The 15,197-nt window shown below is 66.7% G+C and carries 13 protein-coding genes; 8 read left to right on the forward strand and 5 right to left on the reverse strand.

The window, feature by feature from the left end; genetic code table 11:
- Positions 1-265 precede the first annotated feature (265 nt).
- The 4 genes from C7H85_RS16485 to C7H85_RS16500 all read right to left on the reverse strand — a co-directional run bounded on the left by C7H85_RS16485 (position 266) and on the right by C7H85_RS16500 (position 6,190).
- Complete coding sequence (locus tag C7H85_RS16485; RefSeq protein ID WP_245879702.1) at positions 266-2,878, reverse strand: nitrate reductase; 2,613 nt, start codon at positions 2,876-2,878, stop codon at positions 266-268.
- A 153-nt stretch (positions 2,879-3,031) separates the two neighbouring features.
- A complete protein-coding gene (locus C7H85_RS16490; protein WP_158260113.1) occupies positions 3,032-4,108 on the reverse strand; it encodes an ABC transporter substrate-binding protein in 1,077 nt (358 codons plus the stop codon).
- 10 nt (positions 4,109-4,118) lie between these two features.
- Entirely contained in the window at positions 4,119-5,522 is a 1,404-nt protein-coding gene (locus tag C7H85_RS16495) for a sensor histidine kinase (RefSeq protein WP_106730804.1), read from the reverse strand.
- Entirely contained in the window at positions 5,519-6,190 is a 672-nt protein-coding gene (locus tag C7H85_RS16500; RefSeq protein WP_106730805.1) for a response regulator transcription factor, read from the reverse strand. The genes C7H85_RS16495 and C7H85_RS16500 overlap by 4 nt, the downstream gene beginning before the upstream one ends.
- 126 nt (positions 6,191-6,316) lie before the next feature.
- Between C7H85_RS16500 and C7H85_RS16505 the strand changes: the two genes are divergently transcribed.
- From C7H85_RS16505 to C7H85_RS16520, 4 genes are read left to right on the forward strand one after another with little or no spacing between them, the layout of a single operon-like run.
- Entirely contained in the window at positions 6,317-7,306 is a 990-nt protein-coding gene (locus C7H85_RS16505; RefSeq protein ID WP_106730806.1) for a Bug family tripartite tricarboxylate transporter substrate binding protein, read from the forward strand.
- A 12-nt stretch (positions 7,307-7,318) separates the two neighbouring features.
- Positions 7,319-7,753, forward strand: coding sequence for a tripartite tricarboxylate transporter TctB family protein (locus C7H85_RS16510; RefSeq protein ID WP_106730807.1), 435 nt, complete (start codon positions 7,319-7,321; stop codon positions 7,751-7,753).
- A 4-nt stretch (positions 7,754-7,757) separates the two neighbouring features.
- Positions 7,758-9,281, forward strand: coding sequence for a tripartite tricarboxylate transporter permease (locus C7H85_RS16515; protein ID WP_106730808.1), 1,524 nt, complete (start codon positions 7,758-7,760; stop codon positions 9,279-9,281).
- The gene (locus C7H85_RS16520) at positions 9,278-10,306 is read left to right on the forward strand and encodes an AbrB family transcriptional regulator (protein WP_106730809.1); all 1,029 of its coding nucleotides are present in this window, start codon (positions 9,278-9,280) and stop codon (positions 10,304-10,306) included. Before C7H85_RS16515 ends, C7H85_RS16520 begins: the two co-directional genes overlap by 4 nt.
- Before the next feature lie 103 nt (positions 10,307-10,409).
- Here C7H85_RS16520 and tolC read toward each other — a convergent pair whose 3' ends face one another.
- Positions 10,410-11,717, reverse strand: a complete 1,308-nt coding sequence (gene tolC, locus C7H85_RS16525; RefSeq protein WP_106730810.1) for an outer membrane channel protein TolC — start codon at positions 11,715-11,717, stop codon at positions 10,410-10,412.
- Positions 11,718-11,930: 213 nt separating this feature from the next.
- On the opposite strand from tolC, the gene nudF reads away from it, so the two are divergent.
- The 4 genes from nudF to C7H85_RS16545 are packed head-to-tail and all read left to right on the forward strand — an operon-like array spanning position 11,931 to position 15,197.
- A complete protein-coding gene (gene nudF / locus C7H85_RS16530) occupies positions 11,931-12,563 on the forward strand; it encodes an ADP-ribose diphosphatase (RefSeq protein ID WP_106730811.1) in 633 nt (210 codons plus the stop codon).
- Positions 12,547-13,011 (forward strand): DUF1249 domain-containing protein, encoded by a 465-nt coding sequence (locus C7H85_RS16535; RefSeq protein ID WP_106730812.1) that lies wholly within the window; start codon positions 12,547-12,549, stop codon positions 13,009-13,011. The genes nudF and C7H85_RS16535 overlap by 17 nt, the downstream gene beginning before the upstream one ends.
- A 56-nt stretch (positions 13,012-13,067) precedes the next feature.
- Positions 13,068-13,853: a 3',5'-cyclic-AMP phosphodiesterase gene (gene cpdA, locus C7H85_RS16540; RefSeq protein WP_245879703.1), complete on the forward strand. Its 786-nt coding sequence runs from the start codon at positions 13,068-13,070 to the stop codon at positions 13,851-13,853.
- A 60-nt stretch (positions 13,854-13,913) separates the two neighbouring features.
- Positions 13,914-15,197 (forward strand): nitrate regulatory protein, encoded by a 1,284-nt coding sequence (locus C7H85_RS16545; protein WP_106730814.1) that lies wholly within the window; start codon positions 13,914-13,916, stop codon positions 15,195-15,197.

Raw genomic sequence — 15,197 nt, forward strand, 5'->3', positions numbered from 1 at the left:
CAAAAAGAGTAAAAATCAATAATATCCATGGTGACAGCAGAGTGGCGGTGCGGGTTTGTTTGGCGACGACCAATGTACCGCTTCTCTGTCTGTCAATCTTCACTTCCCCACGACTCCGCGAAGAACCTTATTTTTGCCGCCCGAAAATAAAAAAAACTCCCTTGCGAACAAGGGAGTCAGCCAAATGGCAGAGTTTGGAGGAAACGGCTCGGGCCGGGCCCGAGATAACGAGAACATCGGTACGGGGAGCCGGGCCAGGGCCCGGTCAGATTTTCTCTCCCTGAAGCCGGGTCTGGCACACCGCCAGTATCTGTTTCAGCTCCGGCACGCAGGAGCCACAGCGAGTGCCGCATTTCAACAGCTGTTGCAACTGGGGCAGCTCGGTGATGTCGTGCTGCTCGACGGCGCGGCGGATCTGCGCCTCGCTCACGCTCCAGCAGCTGCATACCAGCTTGCTGTTGCCGGCCAGGGCCTGGCTCAATTGGCCGAGCAGCAGGCTGGGCTGCAGGGCGGTGCCGAGCAGGGCCGCCAGCGGATCCGGGTTGATGTGCCAGGGCGACAGGCCCAGCAGCAGCAGGCCGGCGATCTTGCCCTGCTCCAGGTTGACCAGCAGCCGTCCTTGGGGCAGGGGCCAGTCGAGCCAGCTGCCTTCGGCGGTCAGCCGGGTCCTGGCTTCCTCGGCATCGGAGCGGCTGTCGATCAGGCTCCAGCACTCGCCCTGGGCCAGCGGACGCCGGCTCCACCATTGCGGCAGCCAGGCCGGCGCCTCGGTGGCAATCCAGCTGGCCTGCCACCGGTGCTCCACGGCGCTCACCTGCACCGGGTTCTGCTTGAACGCGGGCTGGCCGGAGAGGGCGCAGCCGCGGGCCTCGACCAGATCGTTGACCCGGCCGCCGGCGCTGAATTCCTCGCTCCAGTGCATGGGCACGAACACCTGGCCGGGGGCCATGCCTTCGTCGGCCACCGGCCGCACCAGGGTGGCGCCGTGCTCGTTGCGCAGCTCGATCAGCTCGGCCTTGTTCAGCCCGTGGCGGGCCAGGGTGTCCGGGTGGATCTGGGCCTGGGGTTCGGTGGCCGCCGCCATCAGCCGGGCCACGTGGCCGGTGCGGCTCATGGTATGCCACTGATCGCGCAGCCGGCCGGTGTTGAGCAGCAGCTCGGCACCCCCGCCGGCGGGGGCGAGCGGTGCGCTCAACTGCAACCGGGCCTTGCCGTCGGGGGTGGGGAAGCGGCCCTCGGCGAACAGCCGGGCCGGGCCGCCGTCCCGGCCGGCCAGGGGCCAGCTGCGCGGGATCAGGGCGTTGAATTCATCATCGCTCAGGGTGCTGAGCGCGGAGATGTCGAACAGCCGCTCGCCGTGGTTCTCGAAGCCGGTGAGGGCGGCGTGCTCGCGGAACACGTCGGCGGCGGAGGCGAAGCCGAAGGCCTCACCGAAGCCCATGGCCCGGGCCACCTGGCACAGGGCCCACCAGTCCGGCCGGGCGGCGCCGGGGGCCGGCTTGAAGGGGCGCTGGCGGGAGATGATGCGCGCCGAGTTGGTGACGGTGCCGTCCTTCTCGCCCCAGCCGGCGGCGGGCAGCAGCACCTGGGCCAGTTTGGCGGTGTCGGTGTTGGGGCTGATGTCGGAGACGATCAGCAGCTCGCACTTGGCCAGGGCGCGGCGGGCGCGGGCGCTGTCGGGCAGCGACACCGCCGGGTTGGAGCCCATCACCCACAGCGCCTTGATTTCGCCCCGCTCGATGGCATCGATCATCTCCATCGCCTTGTGGCCGGGGGCCCGGGCCAGGCGGTCGCTGCCCCAGAAGCGGGCCACCTTGTCCCGGTTGGCCGGGGCGAAGTCCATATGGGCCGCCAGCTGGTTGGCCAGGCCGCCCACTTCCCGCCCGCCCATGGCGTTGGGCTGGCCGGTGAGGGAGAAGGGAGCGGCACCGGGCTTGCCGATGCGGCCGGTGAGCAGGTGGCAGTTGATGATGGCGCCGGCGTTGTCGGTGCCGCGCAGGGACTGGTTGATGCCCATGCAGAACAGGGTCAGGGTCCTGGGGTGGTCGAGGAACAGCTGGTAGAAGCGGTTGAGCTCGGCGATGGACAGGCCGGTGACCCGGGCCACGTTGTCGGGGCGGTATTCGGGGCCGGACAACTGCCGGTACAGCTCGGGGAAGCCGGCGACATGTTGCTCCACGAAGTGGCGGTCCAGGCGGTCGCTGTCGAGGATGCGGCGGGCCAGGCCGTTGAACAGCACCAGATCGGTGCCGGGGGTGACGGCCAGGTGCAGATCCGCCTGCTGGCTGGTGGCGGTGGCGCGGGGGTCGATCACCACCCACTGCTGGTTCGGGTTGGCGGCCTTGGCGGCTTCCAGCCGGCGGAACAATACCGGGTGGGTCCAGGCGGTGTTGGCGCCGACGATCACCACCAGTTCGGCGTCGTCGATATCGTCGTAACTGGCCGGCACTGCGTCCTCGCCGAAGGCGCGCTGGTGGGCGGCCACGGCGGAGGACATGCACAGCCGGGAGTTGGTGTCGATATTGGCGGAGCCGATAAAGCCCTTCATCAGCTTGTTGGCCACGTAGTAGTCTTCGGTCAGCATCTGGCCCGAGCCATAGAAGGCCACCGCCCCGGGGCCGTGGCGCTCGATGATGTCGCCCAGGCGATGGGCGATATGCTCGACGGCCTGGGGCCAGTCCACTTGCTCGCCGTTCACCCGCGGATAGAGCAGGCGGTTCGGCAGGGTCTGGCTTTCGCCCAGGGCCATGCCTTTGACGCACAGCGCACCGAGGTTGGCGGGATGCTGGGTATCGCCGCTGGGAATGCCCTGGCTGTCGACCTTAACGCCGCAGCCAACGCCGCAATAGGGGCAGGTGGTATGGATCGAAGCTGTCATAGTGGCCTTGTAAATAATAAGTGACTCTGTCAGTCATAAAGCAAGGCCTATGCCATGATATTATTTTCTTTTTTATCAATAAATTAACAGTTGGTCGGGAACGGCGGTTGCACAGTCATAAGGCAAAAGCCATATCATGGTGCAGCCTGGTGATTACCGTTGGGGCACCGGGGGCTGGGGCTCGATGGAGCTTTGCCAGGCCCGGAGAAAACCTTGCCGGTCGAGCCGGTCCAGCGGCGGCAGCAGGGCCGGGGTCAGCGGGATCAGGGTAACGGGGCCCTGGGGCCTTATCGTCAGCCTGGTCTGCTCCGGGCCGGCCTCCAGCAGCGGCTGCAGGCCGGCCCGGCCCAGGGCGGCCTGGCCCCGGGCCGACAGCATGAAGTCGAGCAGCTGTCCCGCCAGGACGGGGTGGGGCGCGTGGCGGGAGATCAGCACCAGTCGCATCAGCATCAGGGTGTAATCCTCCGGCGCCACCGCCGTCAGCTGGGGATGCCGGGCGATGGCGGACGCGACGTAGGAGCCGAGCAGGTTGTAGCCGATGGCCAGCTCACCCCGGGCCAGGGCGGCGAGCATGTCGTTGCTGTTGTCGTCGAGCCGGACCGACAGGCTGCCGAAGGCTTCCAGCAGCCGGCCGTAGGTCTCCCCCTGCTGGCTGTCCTGGCTGGCGAGCAGGTAGCCGACGCCGCTGGCGGCAATGTCGTAGGTGGCGATACGGCGGCTGAAGCGCTCCGGCTCACGGCGCAGCAGGCTCAGCAGCTGCTGGCGGCTGCGCGGGATCTCGTGCCGCCCGAGCCGTTCCCGGTTGAACACCATCAGCACCGGCTCGAAGGTGAAGGCGAACAGCTCATGACGCCAGTGGGCCTGGGGCGGCAGCGCCAGGGTGCGCTCCGAGCGGTGGGGCCGGGCGTGGCCGTCGTTCACCAGTTTCAGCTGCAGATCCATGGCCGAACTGAGCAGCAGATCGGCGTGGGAATCCTGGCCTTCGGCCAGGAAGCGCTGGTACAGCTCCCGGGAATTGAGATCGACAAAGCGGATGGCCACCCCCGGATGAGCCTGCTGAAATTCCCGCAGCAGGGGCGACAGGTGTTCATAGTCGGTGGCGCTGTAGAGCACCAGTTCCTGTTGCCGGTCGCCCCGGGCCGGCAGGCGAAACTCTTCCGCCGCCGAGGCCGGGAGCGACAGCCACAGCAGCAGCCAGAGGCCGAGGTTGAGGTGTGCTGTCCCCTTCATGGATAAGCCCTTATTTGGTCTTGTTCTGAAAGCGAATTTCCACATCCAGCCCGCTCGGCGCATGGTCGTGCAGCAGGATGCGGGCTCCGTGATGCTCCGCCACGTCCCGGGCGATGGCCATGCCCAGGCCGCTGCCGGCGTAGCGGCTGGCCGCCCCCCGGTAGAAGCGCTCGAACACCCGGGCCTTTTCCGCCTCCGGCAGGCCCGGCCCCCGATCCAGAATATGGATGGCGGGCGCGGCCCGGCTCAGTACGTGGATTTCCACCTGGGCCTCCGGCGGGCTGTGGGCGACGGCGTTTTCGATCAGGTTCTTCAGCATCTGGGTCAGCGCAAATTCGTCTCCCGCTATCCACTGGGGGGCGTCGGCCGGTTCGAACGCCAGCGCCACCCGGCGGTGCAGGGCCTGGATCGCCAGCTCCAGGCAGACGCCTTTCACCAGGGTGTTCAGCTCCACCGGCACCAGTTCCCGGCTGTGAAAGCGGTGATCGAGCACCGCCTGGTTCAGCAGGTGGCGCACGGTGAGCGACAGCTGGTCGCACTGGCCGATCAGGCCGGACAGCAGCCGGCGGCGTTTGTCCTCGTCCGCTTCGTCCCGGGCGTTCTCGCACAGGGCGCGCAGGCTGGCGAGCGGGGTACGCAGCTGATGGGCGGCGACCGAGGTGTAGGATTCCATGCGTGCCAGTATCTCGTGCTGGCGGGCGATGAAATGGTTGATGGTGTCGAGCAGGGGCAGGGTTTCCCGGGGCACCGGCAGCGACAGCGGCGTCAGATCCCGCGGCTGCCGCCGGGCCAGGGCCCGGGCCAGCTGCCTGAAGGGCAGGAAGGCGTAGTAGATGCCCAGCCACAGCAGCAGCAGGGCGCTGGCCAGCAGGCCGAGCAGCAACTCCAGCGCCGGGTGCATCATCTCCTCGCTGAGCTGCCGGCGGGCCAGCCGGGTCTGGGCCAGCTCTATGGTGATCTGGTCCGGCGGCAGCCGCTCGGTGTTCAGCCGGGTCAGGCGGGCGACCCGGATGTGTTCCCCGGCGTAGTCGGCGGTGTAGAAGTCCGGCCGCTCCTGGGTCAGCGGTCGCCGCGAGGGGGATTTGCCCGGCGGTGCCGGCAGGTCGCGGTAGCCGGTCAGGAATTCCCCGTTGATGCTGATGCGGTAGAACACCCGGTCTTCCGGGGCCTGGGCCAGGGTGGCGAAGGCGGAGACGGGAATGTCCACGCTGAATCCCTGCCCGCCGTGGCGAACCGCGTCCGCCATCTGCAGCACGGCGCTGCCCAGCATCAGGTCGTAGCTGCGATCGGCGGTCTTGCGGCTGTAGGACACCATCAGCGCCACCGCCAGCAGGGCCAGGCCGGTCAGCACGGCACCGCTGATCAGCAGCAGGCGCCGACGCAGGGCCGGATGGTGCTCGGCGGCCCTGCTCATGGCGGGCCGACCCGGGCCACGTAGCCGAGGCCGCGCAGGGTCTGGATCTGCACCGAGCTGCCGGCCAGCTTCTTGCGCAGGCGGGCCACGTAGAGCTCGATGGCGTTGGCGGAAGGGGTCTCGTCGGCGTTGAACAGTTTTTCGGTCAGTTCCTCCTTGCTCATCACCCGCTCCAGGCCGCCGAGGAAGATCTCCAGCAGGCGGAATTCCCGGTTGAGCAGCGGGCAGTCCCGGTGGTCGATGGTGACCGTCTTGGCGGTCCGGTTGAATACCAGGTTGCCGTGTTCGCTGATGTCGGCGGCGTAGCCCTGGCGGCGGCGCAGCAGGGCGCGGACCCGGGCTTCCAGCTCACCGAAGTCGAACGGCTTGGTCAGGTAGTCGTCGGCGCCCAGATCCAGCAGCTTGATGCGATCGTCGATGCCGTCCCGAGCGGTGAGGATCAGTACCGGCGTGGTGCTCTTGCGCTGGCGCAGCTCGGCCAGCAGGGCCTCGCCGCCGAGGCCGGGCAGGTTAAGATCCAGGATGATCAGGTCGACCCGCTGGTGGCGCAGCCAGTCGGCGGCCTGGCGGCCGTTGCCGATGAGATCGGTGCCATGGCCCAGCTTCTGCAGCCGGTCGGCGATGGCTTCCCCCAGGACCACTGTGTCCTCGATCACAAGAATACGCACTCTGACTCCCTCTTTTTTCCGGTGACAGCTTGGTGACAGCTTGGGGCGCTAGCATGGCGGATGTTAACAACTTGTTTTTATCCAAAACAAGAGAAGTCATGGAATTGTCGCCAAGGAGATAACGATATGAAACTACGCCCTCTGGTTCACGCTGTACTGGGCAGCGGCCTGCTGATGATGGCCGCGGGCCCGGCCCTGGCCGAGTTTACCCCCAAAAAACCGGAATGTATCGCCCCCGCCAAGCCGGGCGGCGGCTTCGACCTCACCTGCCGCATCCTGACCTCCAGCCTGGACAAGTCCGGCCTGCTGGAGGAGCCGATGCGGGTGACCTTCATGCCGGGCGGGGTCGGCGCCGTGGCCTATACCCATATGAACAGCAACCGCCGCAGCGATGACAACGCCGTGGTGGCCTTCAGCACCGGCTCGTCGCTGAACCTGGCGCTGGGCAAGTTCGGCGCGGATCTCGGGGTGGACGACGCCCGCTGGCTGGGCTCCATCGGCACCGACTACGGCGCCATCATCGTCAAGGGCGACGCGCCCTGGAACAGCCTGCGAGAGCTGGCGGAGGCGGTGAAGGCCAACCCCGGTGCCATGGTGTTCGGCGCCGGCGGCACCGTGGGCAGCCAGGACTGGATGAAGGCGGCGTTCTTCTACCAGAACCTGGGGCTGGATCCGCGCACCATGCGCTATGTGGCCTATGAAGGGGGCGGCGACGCCACCGCCGCCATCCTGGGCAACCATATCCAGGTGTTCCCGGGGGACATCTCCGAGATCAAGGGACAGCTGGACGCGGGCATCGTCAAGGTGCTGGCGGTGCTGGCTCCCGAGCGGCTGGAAGGGGATTTCGCCGCCATTCCCACCGCCCGGGAGCAGGGCTACGACATGGAGTGGCCCATAGTGCGCGGCTTCTACATGGCGCCCGAGGCGTCCGACGAGGCTTATGCCTACTGGGTGGCGCAGTTCCAGCGGTTGCATGAGAGCGGCGAGTTCGAGCGGGTGCGCACCCAGCAGGGGCTGTTCCCGATGGACCTGGCCGGCGAGGCGTTCGAGCGCTATGTGGTGTCCGAGGTGGACGGCTTCCAGTCCCTGTCCCGGCAGATGGGTCTGGTAAAGTAACGGGGGGCAAGCATGGCGGATCGTCTTTTTTCCCTCGCCCTGATGGTGGCGGCGGTGGCCCTGGGGGCCGCCGCCTGGCGACTGGAAGTGCCCTTTCAATATGAACCGGTTGGCCCCAAGGCCATACCGTTGATCCTGGCTGCGTTGCTGTTCGGCACGGCGGCCTGGCTGATGATCAGGCCCGACCGGCTCAAGGAAGCCTACGGCGGCGGCATGTTCGGCCGCCACCTGCTGGTGGTGCTCTGTCTGCTGGCCTACGCCTGGAGCTTCGAGCCGCTGGGCTTCGTGCTGTCTACCTGGCTGGTCGGCACCGTCTTCGCCCGGATCTTCGGCCTGGGCTGGGGACGGGGGGCACTCTACTCCGCGGCCCTGGGCCTGGTGGGTTATGTGTTGCTGAGCCTGGTGCTGGAACTGAACGTGCCGGTAGGCGCGGTGTTTGGAGGTTAACTGCATGGATGTTTTATCTACCCTGGCCGGCGGCTTTGCCGTGGCCCTGACGCCGATGAACCTGGCGCTGGTGCTGGCGGGCTGTTTCTTCGGCACCCTGATGGGCGCCCTACCGGGCATCGGCCCCATCAACGGCATCGCCATCCTGCTGCCGCTGGCCTATTCCATCGGGCTGGAGCCGGCCTCGGCCATCATACTGCTGGCGGGGGTCTATTACGGCGCCGAATACGGCGGGCGGATCTCCAGCATACTGCTCAACGTGCCCGGGGACGCGGGCGCCATCATGACCACCCTGGACGGCTACCCCATGGCCAAGCGGGGCGAGGGCGGCCGGGCGCTGGCGCTGTCGGCGGTGTCCTCCTTCGCCGGCTCCATGGGCGCCCTGGTGCTGCTGGTGATCTTCACCCCGCTGCTGACCCGGCTGGCGGTGACCTTCGGCCCCGCCGAGTTCGTGGCGCTGATGGTGTTCGCCCTGTGCTGCCTGGCCTCCATGGTCGGTTCCCGCCCGGTGAAGACGGTGATCGGCGCCATTATCGGCCTGGCCCTGGCCACCGTCGGGGTCGACTCCGGCACCGGCGTGCTGCGGTTCACCTTCGGCCTGACCAGCCTGTTCGACGGGGTCGACTTCCTGGTAGTGGTGATCGGCATGTTCGCCATCAGCGAGATACTGCTGCTGGTCGAGCACCACTACAGCGGCAACATGAAGATGGACAAGGTGAGCAAGTCCTTTGTGAACGCCGCCGACCTGGTCAAGGTGCGCTGGACGGTGCTGCGCTCCACGCTGATCGGTTTCGTGATCGGTGTACTGCCCGGCACCGGCGCCTCCGTCGCCAGCGCCGTGGCCTACGGTACCGAAAAGCGCATGGCCGGCGAGGACAACGACTTCGGTAACGGCGACGTGCGCGGTCTGGCGGCGCCGGAGGCGGCCAACAACTCGGCGGCGGTGGGCTCCATGGTGCCCATGCTGACCTTAGGGATTCCCGGCTCCGGCACCACCGCCATCCTGCTCGGTGCCCTGCTGCTGTTCGACGTGACCCCGGGCCCCCTGCTGTTCAGCCAGAAGCCGGACATCGCCTGGGGACTTATCGCCTCCATGTTCGTGGGCAACATCGCCCTGCTGGTGATGAACCTGCCGCTGGTCGGGATCTTCGTGCGCATGCTCAGCGTGCGCCAGGCCTACCTGGTGCCGGTGATCGTGATGCTGACCTTCGTGGGCATCTACTCCATCCACGGGGCCAGCTTCGATCTGTTTTTCATGATCCTGCTGGGAGTGTTCGGCTTTCTGCTGCGCAAGCTGGGCTTCTCGCTGGCGCCGGTGATCCTCGGCCTGGTGCTGGGCGAGGTGCTGGAAGACAACCTGCGCCGGGCCCTGTCCATCAGCGCCGGCGACTGGGGCATACTGTTCAACAACGGCGTGACCCTCGGCCTTTGGCTGATGAGCCTGGCGGTACTGGTGCTGCCCTGGCTGATGGGCCGGCGGCGGCGTCGCCTGGCCGGGTTGAAGGCCGGGGAGGTGGCACAGGGATGATGATCCTGCTCCGCACCTGTGCCATCGGTGCGGCAGGGGGCGGGCTGGCCCACTGGGCCGGCTTTCCTTCCGACTGGCTGCTGGGCGCCATGCTGCTGGTGGCGTTGTCCGCCATGCTGGGGGTGGCGGTCAGGCTACCGAAAACCCTGCTGCCACCGATCCAGGCCATCCTGGGGGTGGCCGTCGGCCTGCGCCTCGAGCTCGACTTTCCCGGCCCCGCCTCGCTGTTGTTCAGCGTGGCGGGGCTGCTGCTTTGTCTGGCCACCCAGATCCCCCTGACCCAGTACCTGTTGCGGCGGCTGGGCTGGTCACGGCAGGAAGCGATGCTGGCGGCCTCGCCGGGGGCGCTGTCGGTGATGGCGGCGCTGGCGACCCAGCTCGAAAATCCGCTGCGGGTGATCCTGTCCCAGACGGTCAGGGTCATCGTGCTGGTGTCGACGGTCGGGCTCGCCATGGCGCTGGAATGGGTGCCGGTGGCCGATGCGCCGGTGGCGACCGAGCTGTCGCCGCTGCACAGCGGCCTGCTGATCCTGGCGGCCTATGTCCTGGGGCGGCTGGGCGGCCGGCTGCGCCTGCCGGCCAGCTATATCCTGGCGGGAGTGCTGACCGCCGGCGGTTACGCGGCTTGGCAGGGCGTGGCCTCGGTGCCGAGCGCGGGCATCATTCCGCTCGGCATGGTGCTGCTGGGGGCGCTGGTGGGCAGCCGGCTGCGGCCGCTGCCGGCCCGGGAGATGGGCTACCTGCTGGTGATCGGCGTGCTGATCAGCCTGTCCAGCTCGGTGATGGCGTTGATCTGGGCGGCGGCGGTGGCCTGGTGGCTGGAGGTGCCCCTGTTCCAGGTGTGGCTGGCCTATGCCCCGGGGGCGGTGGAGGCGATGATCTACCTGGCGCTGGTCACCGGCCTGGAGCCCTCTTGGGTCATCTTCCACCATGTGCTGCGCATTTTGTTGCTCAGCGCCAGCGCCGGCTGGCTGATGCAGCAGGCAGGGGCCGGCACCGAACCGCGTCGTGAACCCGGGGAGTAACTGTCGTCATCTCCGTATATGGACTCCCGCCTTCGCGGGAGCGAGCACCGGGAAATACGCCGGTTTGCCAGCCGTCCGAGGGGTGCGGGCCCCGGCCTTTTTCCTACCGTATCAGCCCGTTGTTGATGTCCACCAGATCCTGTTCGGTCAGGTTGCCGGCGGCCAGCTTCAGCCGCAGCTGGCTCAGGATGTAGTTGTAGCGAGCCTCGGACAGCTGGCGCTTGGCTTCGTACAGCTGGCGGGTGGCGTTGAGCACGTCCACTATGGTGCGGGTGCCCACCTCGTAACCGGCTTCGGTGGCGCTGAGCGCGCTTTCCGCCGACACCACGAACTGCTCAAAGGCGCGAATGGAGCCGATGGCGCCGGTGACGTCGTTGTAGGAGGAATACACCTGGCTCTGCACCGAGCGGAAGCTGCGCTCCAGCAGTTCGCTGGCCGCCACGTAGTTGTGCCGGGCCCGCTTGACCTGGGAACTGACGGCGCCGCCGGAATAGACCGGCAGGTTGAAGGACAGCCCGATGCTGCCTTCGTTCAGGGTACCGTCATTGTTGCCCTGGTTCGGATTCTTTAAATCGCTGTAGCTGCTGGTCAGGCCGGCGGTCAGGTCCAGGGTCGGCTCGTGGCCGGTGCGGGCCAGGTCGATCTGCTCGTTGGCGATGTCCTTGTTGATGCGCTGGCTGTGCAGCTCCAGGTTCAGCTCCAGGGCGGTTTCCAGCCAGGCGTCGGCGGCGGTGGCCGGCTGCTGCGGGCTGAAGGAGTCGGTGTCGAGTTCGCTGAGTTGCGCATAGCTCATGCCGGTGAGCTCGCGCAGTACTTCCTTGGCGTTGTTGACCGCGTTCTCCGCCGCGATCTCCTCGGCCAGAGCCTGGTCGTACTGGGCCTGGGCCTCGTGCACGTCGGTCATGGCGCTCAGGCCTACCTCGAAACGCTGCCGGGTCTGATCCAGTTGGCGGCTGACCGCTTCCTTGTTGGCCTGGACGAAGCTGAGGTTGTCTTGCGCGGCGAGCACGTCGAAATAGGCCTGGGTAGCCCTGAGGATCAGGTTCTGCTGTACCTGCTTGTAGACCACGTCGCTCTGTGCGGCGGTTTTTTCGGTGATGTCCAGGTTGACCCAGGTGGCACGGCGATAGAGTGCCTGGTTCAGGGTCGCGCCCAGGTTGGCGGTGGAGCGGGTACTCCGGTCGTCATGGTTGCTCTGCACATAGCTGGCGCCGGCGCCCAGGTCCACCTGGGGCAGCAGTGGGGCGCGGGACTCGTTGATCTGCTCGAAGGCGGCGTCGCGGCGCGCCTTGGCTTCCCGTACCTGGGGGTCGTTCTGGGTGGCCTGCCGGTAGATATCCAGCAGGTCTTCGGCATGAACCGGGCCCACCGTGCACAGTAGCACCAGGGTCGACAACAGCGTTTTTTTCATTTGTTAGCCTTAAATAACGGATGGACCAATTATCGCCGTGCTGGGGGCAGGCATCTTGTTTGAGTAAGCTCATTATAACGGTAACATGGCCCGTTATCGTTGCAGTAATATAGATCGGCCAGCAAAACCAAGCCGTTAACGCGCTTGAATGAACGTTCATTCAGATATTGCCAGTCTAAAATCTGCCGGTTGAATGTCAAGACGGGAGTCGATATGACCACGAAAAACCAGGCACGCTTCGGCCGGGAAGACATGCGGATCCAGGCCGAGGAGGTGGGATACCAGGGTTTTTTCCGCCTGCTGAAGGTGAAACTGCGGCACCGGCTGTTCGCCGGCGGCTGGGGGCCCTCGCTGACCCGGGAGCTGTTCGACCGGGGCCATGCCGCCGCCGTGCTGCCCTATGATCCGGTGCGCGACGAAGTGGTGCTGGTCGAGCAGTTCCGGGTCGGGGCCATCCAGGCGGCGGGCAGTCCCTGGTTGCTGGAGATAGTGGCGGGCATAGTGGAAGAGGGCGAGTCGGAAGAGGACGTGGTGCGTCGCGAGGCGCGGGAAGAAGCGGGCCTGACCTTGAAATCCCTGACCCGCGCACTCACTTACTTCTCCAGCCCCGGCGGCTGCAGCGAGCGCATCACCATCTTTATCGGTGAAGTCGACGCGGCAGAGGCGGCCAGCCATGCCGGCCTGGCCGACGAGGGCGAGGATATCCGGGTCCATCGCCTGCCCCGGGCCCAGGCGATGCGGTGGCTGGCCGAAGAAAAAATTGATAATGCCGCCAGCGTAATCGCACTACAATGGTTGGAACTGCACCGGCGGCAGCCGGGCAACCCTGATGTACAGAGAGGATAAACACTTGGTATCGGTGACCACCACGCGCAGGCATGTACCGGATCTCAAGGCGTTGCAGCGTACCTGCGACACCAACTATCTGGCGCTGATGAAACTGCTGCCCCGGCGGGCGGTGGTGGGCGAGAGCGTGTCGGTGGGCATCAACGAGCAGCTGTTGTTCGTGCTGCGGGTGCTGGAGATTGCCCCCTACACCTGGCATGTGTCCATCGAGCAGTGCACCCCCGGGCTGCCCTGCTTTATGCGCATGAAGGTACGGGTGCGGCTCTACCACGACGTGCGCATGGCCGAAGTGTGTGCCAGTCAGCAGATTTTCACCCTGCAGCCGAGTTATGATTATCCGAATAAAAACATGCATCACCCCAACGAAAAAGAACAGGTGAACCTCTTTCTGGCCGAATGGCTGAAATGTTGCCTATACCACGGATTCAGCACGGTTAAACAGGTTTGAACACGGCAACGACTTCCCCCGATAGCACCCATCTTGGCAGCCACCGTGAAGACGGCGTGGCAGAATTGCTGCAGATCACCGACACCCATCTCTTCGCCGACGCCGGCACCGAACTGCTGGGCATCGCCACCTTCGACAGCTGCCGGGCGGTGGTCGAGGCCATCCGCGAGGACGCCGAGCCGAAGGACGCCATTCTGGCCACCGGCGATCTGTCCCAGGATCACAGCCCCGAGTCCTACCGCCGCTTCACCGGGCTGATGGCGACGCTGGCACCGCCGGTGTACTGGCTGCCGGGCAATCACGACGACGCCCCGGTGATGCAGGCCGAGCTGGATGCGGCCGGCATCAGCAATGCCAAGCATTTGCTGCTGGCCCACTGGCAAATCCTGTTGCTCGACACCCAGGTGCGGGGCAAGGCCCACGGCGAGCTGGCCGAGGCCCAGCTCGCGCTGCTGGACGAGGTGATCCGTCGCTACCCGCGCCATCACCTGCTGGTGGCGGTGCACCACCAGGCGGTGCCGGTGGGCTGCGCCTGGCTGGATCAGCACAACCTGAGGAATGCCGAGGCCTTCCGGCAGCGGTTGTCCCGGCACCAGGCCAGCCGGGCGGTGCTGTTCGGCCATGTGCACCAGGGCTTCGACGAGGTGCACGACGGGGTGCGCTACCTGGCCAGCCCCTCCACCTGCATCCAGTTCAAGCCCCTGTCAGATGATTTCGCCCTGGATACCACGGCGCCCGGCTGGCGGGCCCTGTCCCTCTATCCCGACGGCCGGCTCAGCACCCGGGTGTGGCGGCTGCCGCCGGACGCCTTCGTGCCCGACTTCAGCGCCACCGGTTACTAGCCAGCTGGCGTATTTCTTGCTTCCGTTGGTTCAAGCACTTTAGCCCAACGGAGCAAGACCATGGCAGAGACCTCAGCCGGCCGACCCGACGCCACCGATTACCTGATCGCCTCCAAGGAATGCGAGATCCAGACCCTGGAGCAGTTGCTGCGCATGGGGCAACTGGTGGTCTGCATCAGCCACCTGGTGCATGCCCTGCAGCGGGAGCGTGGGGCCTCCAACATGTACCTGGGCTCGGGCGGAGAACGCTTCGGCCCCGAGCTGCAGGCATGGCAGCGTGACAGCTGCCGCTACACCGGCCAGTTCCACCAGGCCCTGGCCGCGCTCCACCTGCGCCAGAACACGGTGCAGGCCGGCAGCCGGCTGCTCAACCGCATCGGTTACGCGGTGCACATACTGTCGGACATCGACCGGTTGCGGGACGAGGTCGATCGCCTGGCGATCCCGGCCGCGGCTGCCACCCAGGTCTATACCGAACTGGTGCAGGGGCTGCTGGCGGTGGTGTTCGAGGCCGCCGACGCGGCGGTGGATCCGGATATCGCCCGGCTGCTGGTGGCCATGTTCCATTTCATGCAGGGCAAGGAGCTCACCGGCCAGGAACGGGCGGCGGGGGCGGCGGCCTTCGCCTCCGGCCATGGCGGCGGCGATATTTCGCCCCGCATCCAGCACCTGATCGAGGGCGAGGAGCGCTGTTTCGAGGTGTTCGCCGGCTTCGTGGATCCGGCATCCTGGGCGGTATGGCGCCAGTGTCAGCAGGACACCGGCCTGATCGAGGTAGAGCGCCTGCGCCGGCTGCTGTGCACCAGCAACGAGCGCACCGCCTTCGACCCCCGGCTGGGGCAGCGCTGGTTCGAGGTGATGAGCGTCCGCATCGATACCATGCAGCAGGTGGAGCTGTGCCTGGCCGCCCGGCTCGAGGTGCTGTGCGCCGGCAAGCTCAACGGCGCCCGGGACAGCCTGGCCCAGCACTGTTCGGTGGTCGATCTGCTGCCCCGTTTCCAGCAGGGCCAGGACGACGCCTTCGTGGTGTTCTGCTCGGCACAAGGAGGATTGGCCGGCAGCGACGGTTACCATGGCCTGAGCCCGCAACTGGGCCGCTCGCTGATCGAGCTGCTGCAGTCCCAGTCCCGCCGTCTGCAGCAGATGCAGGACGAACTCAACAACGCCCGAACGGCGCTGGAAGAGCGCAAGGTGGTGGAGCGGGCCAAGGGGCTGCTGATGACCCACCGCCAGCTGTCGGAAGAGGAGGCCCACCAGCTGCTGCGCCGCACCTCCATGGAGCAGGGGCGGCGCCAGCTGGATGTGGCCAGGGAGCTGCTCGCCCTGGCCGAGATGTGGACCTGA

The organism is Zobellella endophytica (assembly GCF_003012775.1).
Classification (GTDB): domain Bacteria; phylum Pseudomonadota; class Gammaproteobacteria; order Enterobacterales; family Aeromonadaceae; genus Oceanimonas; species Oceanimonas endophytica.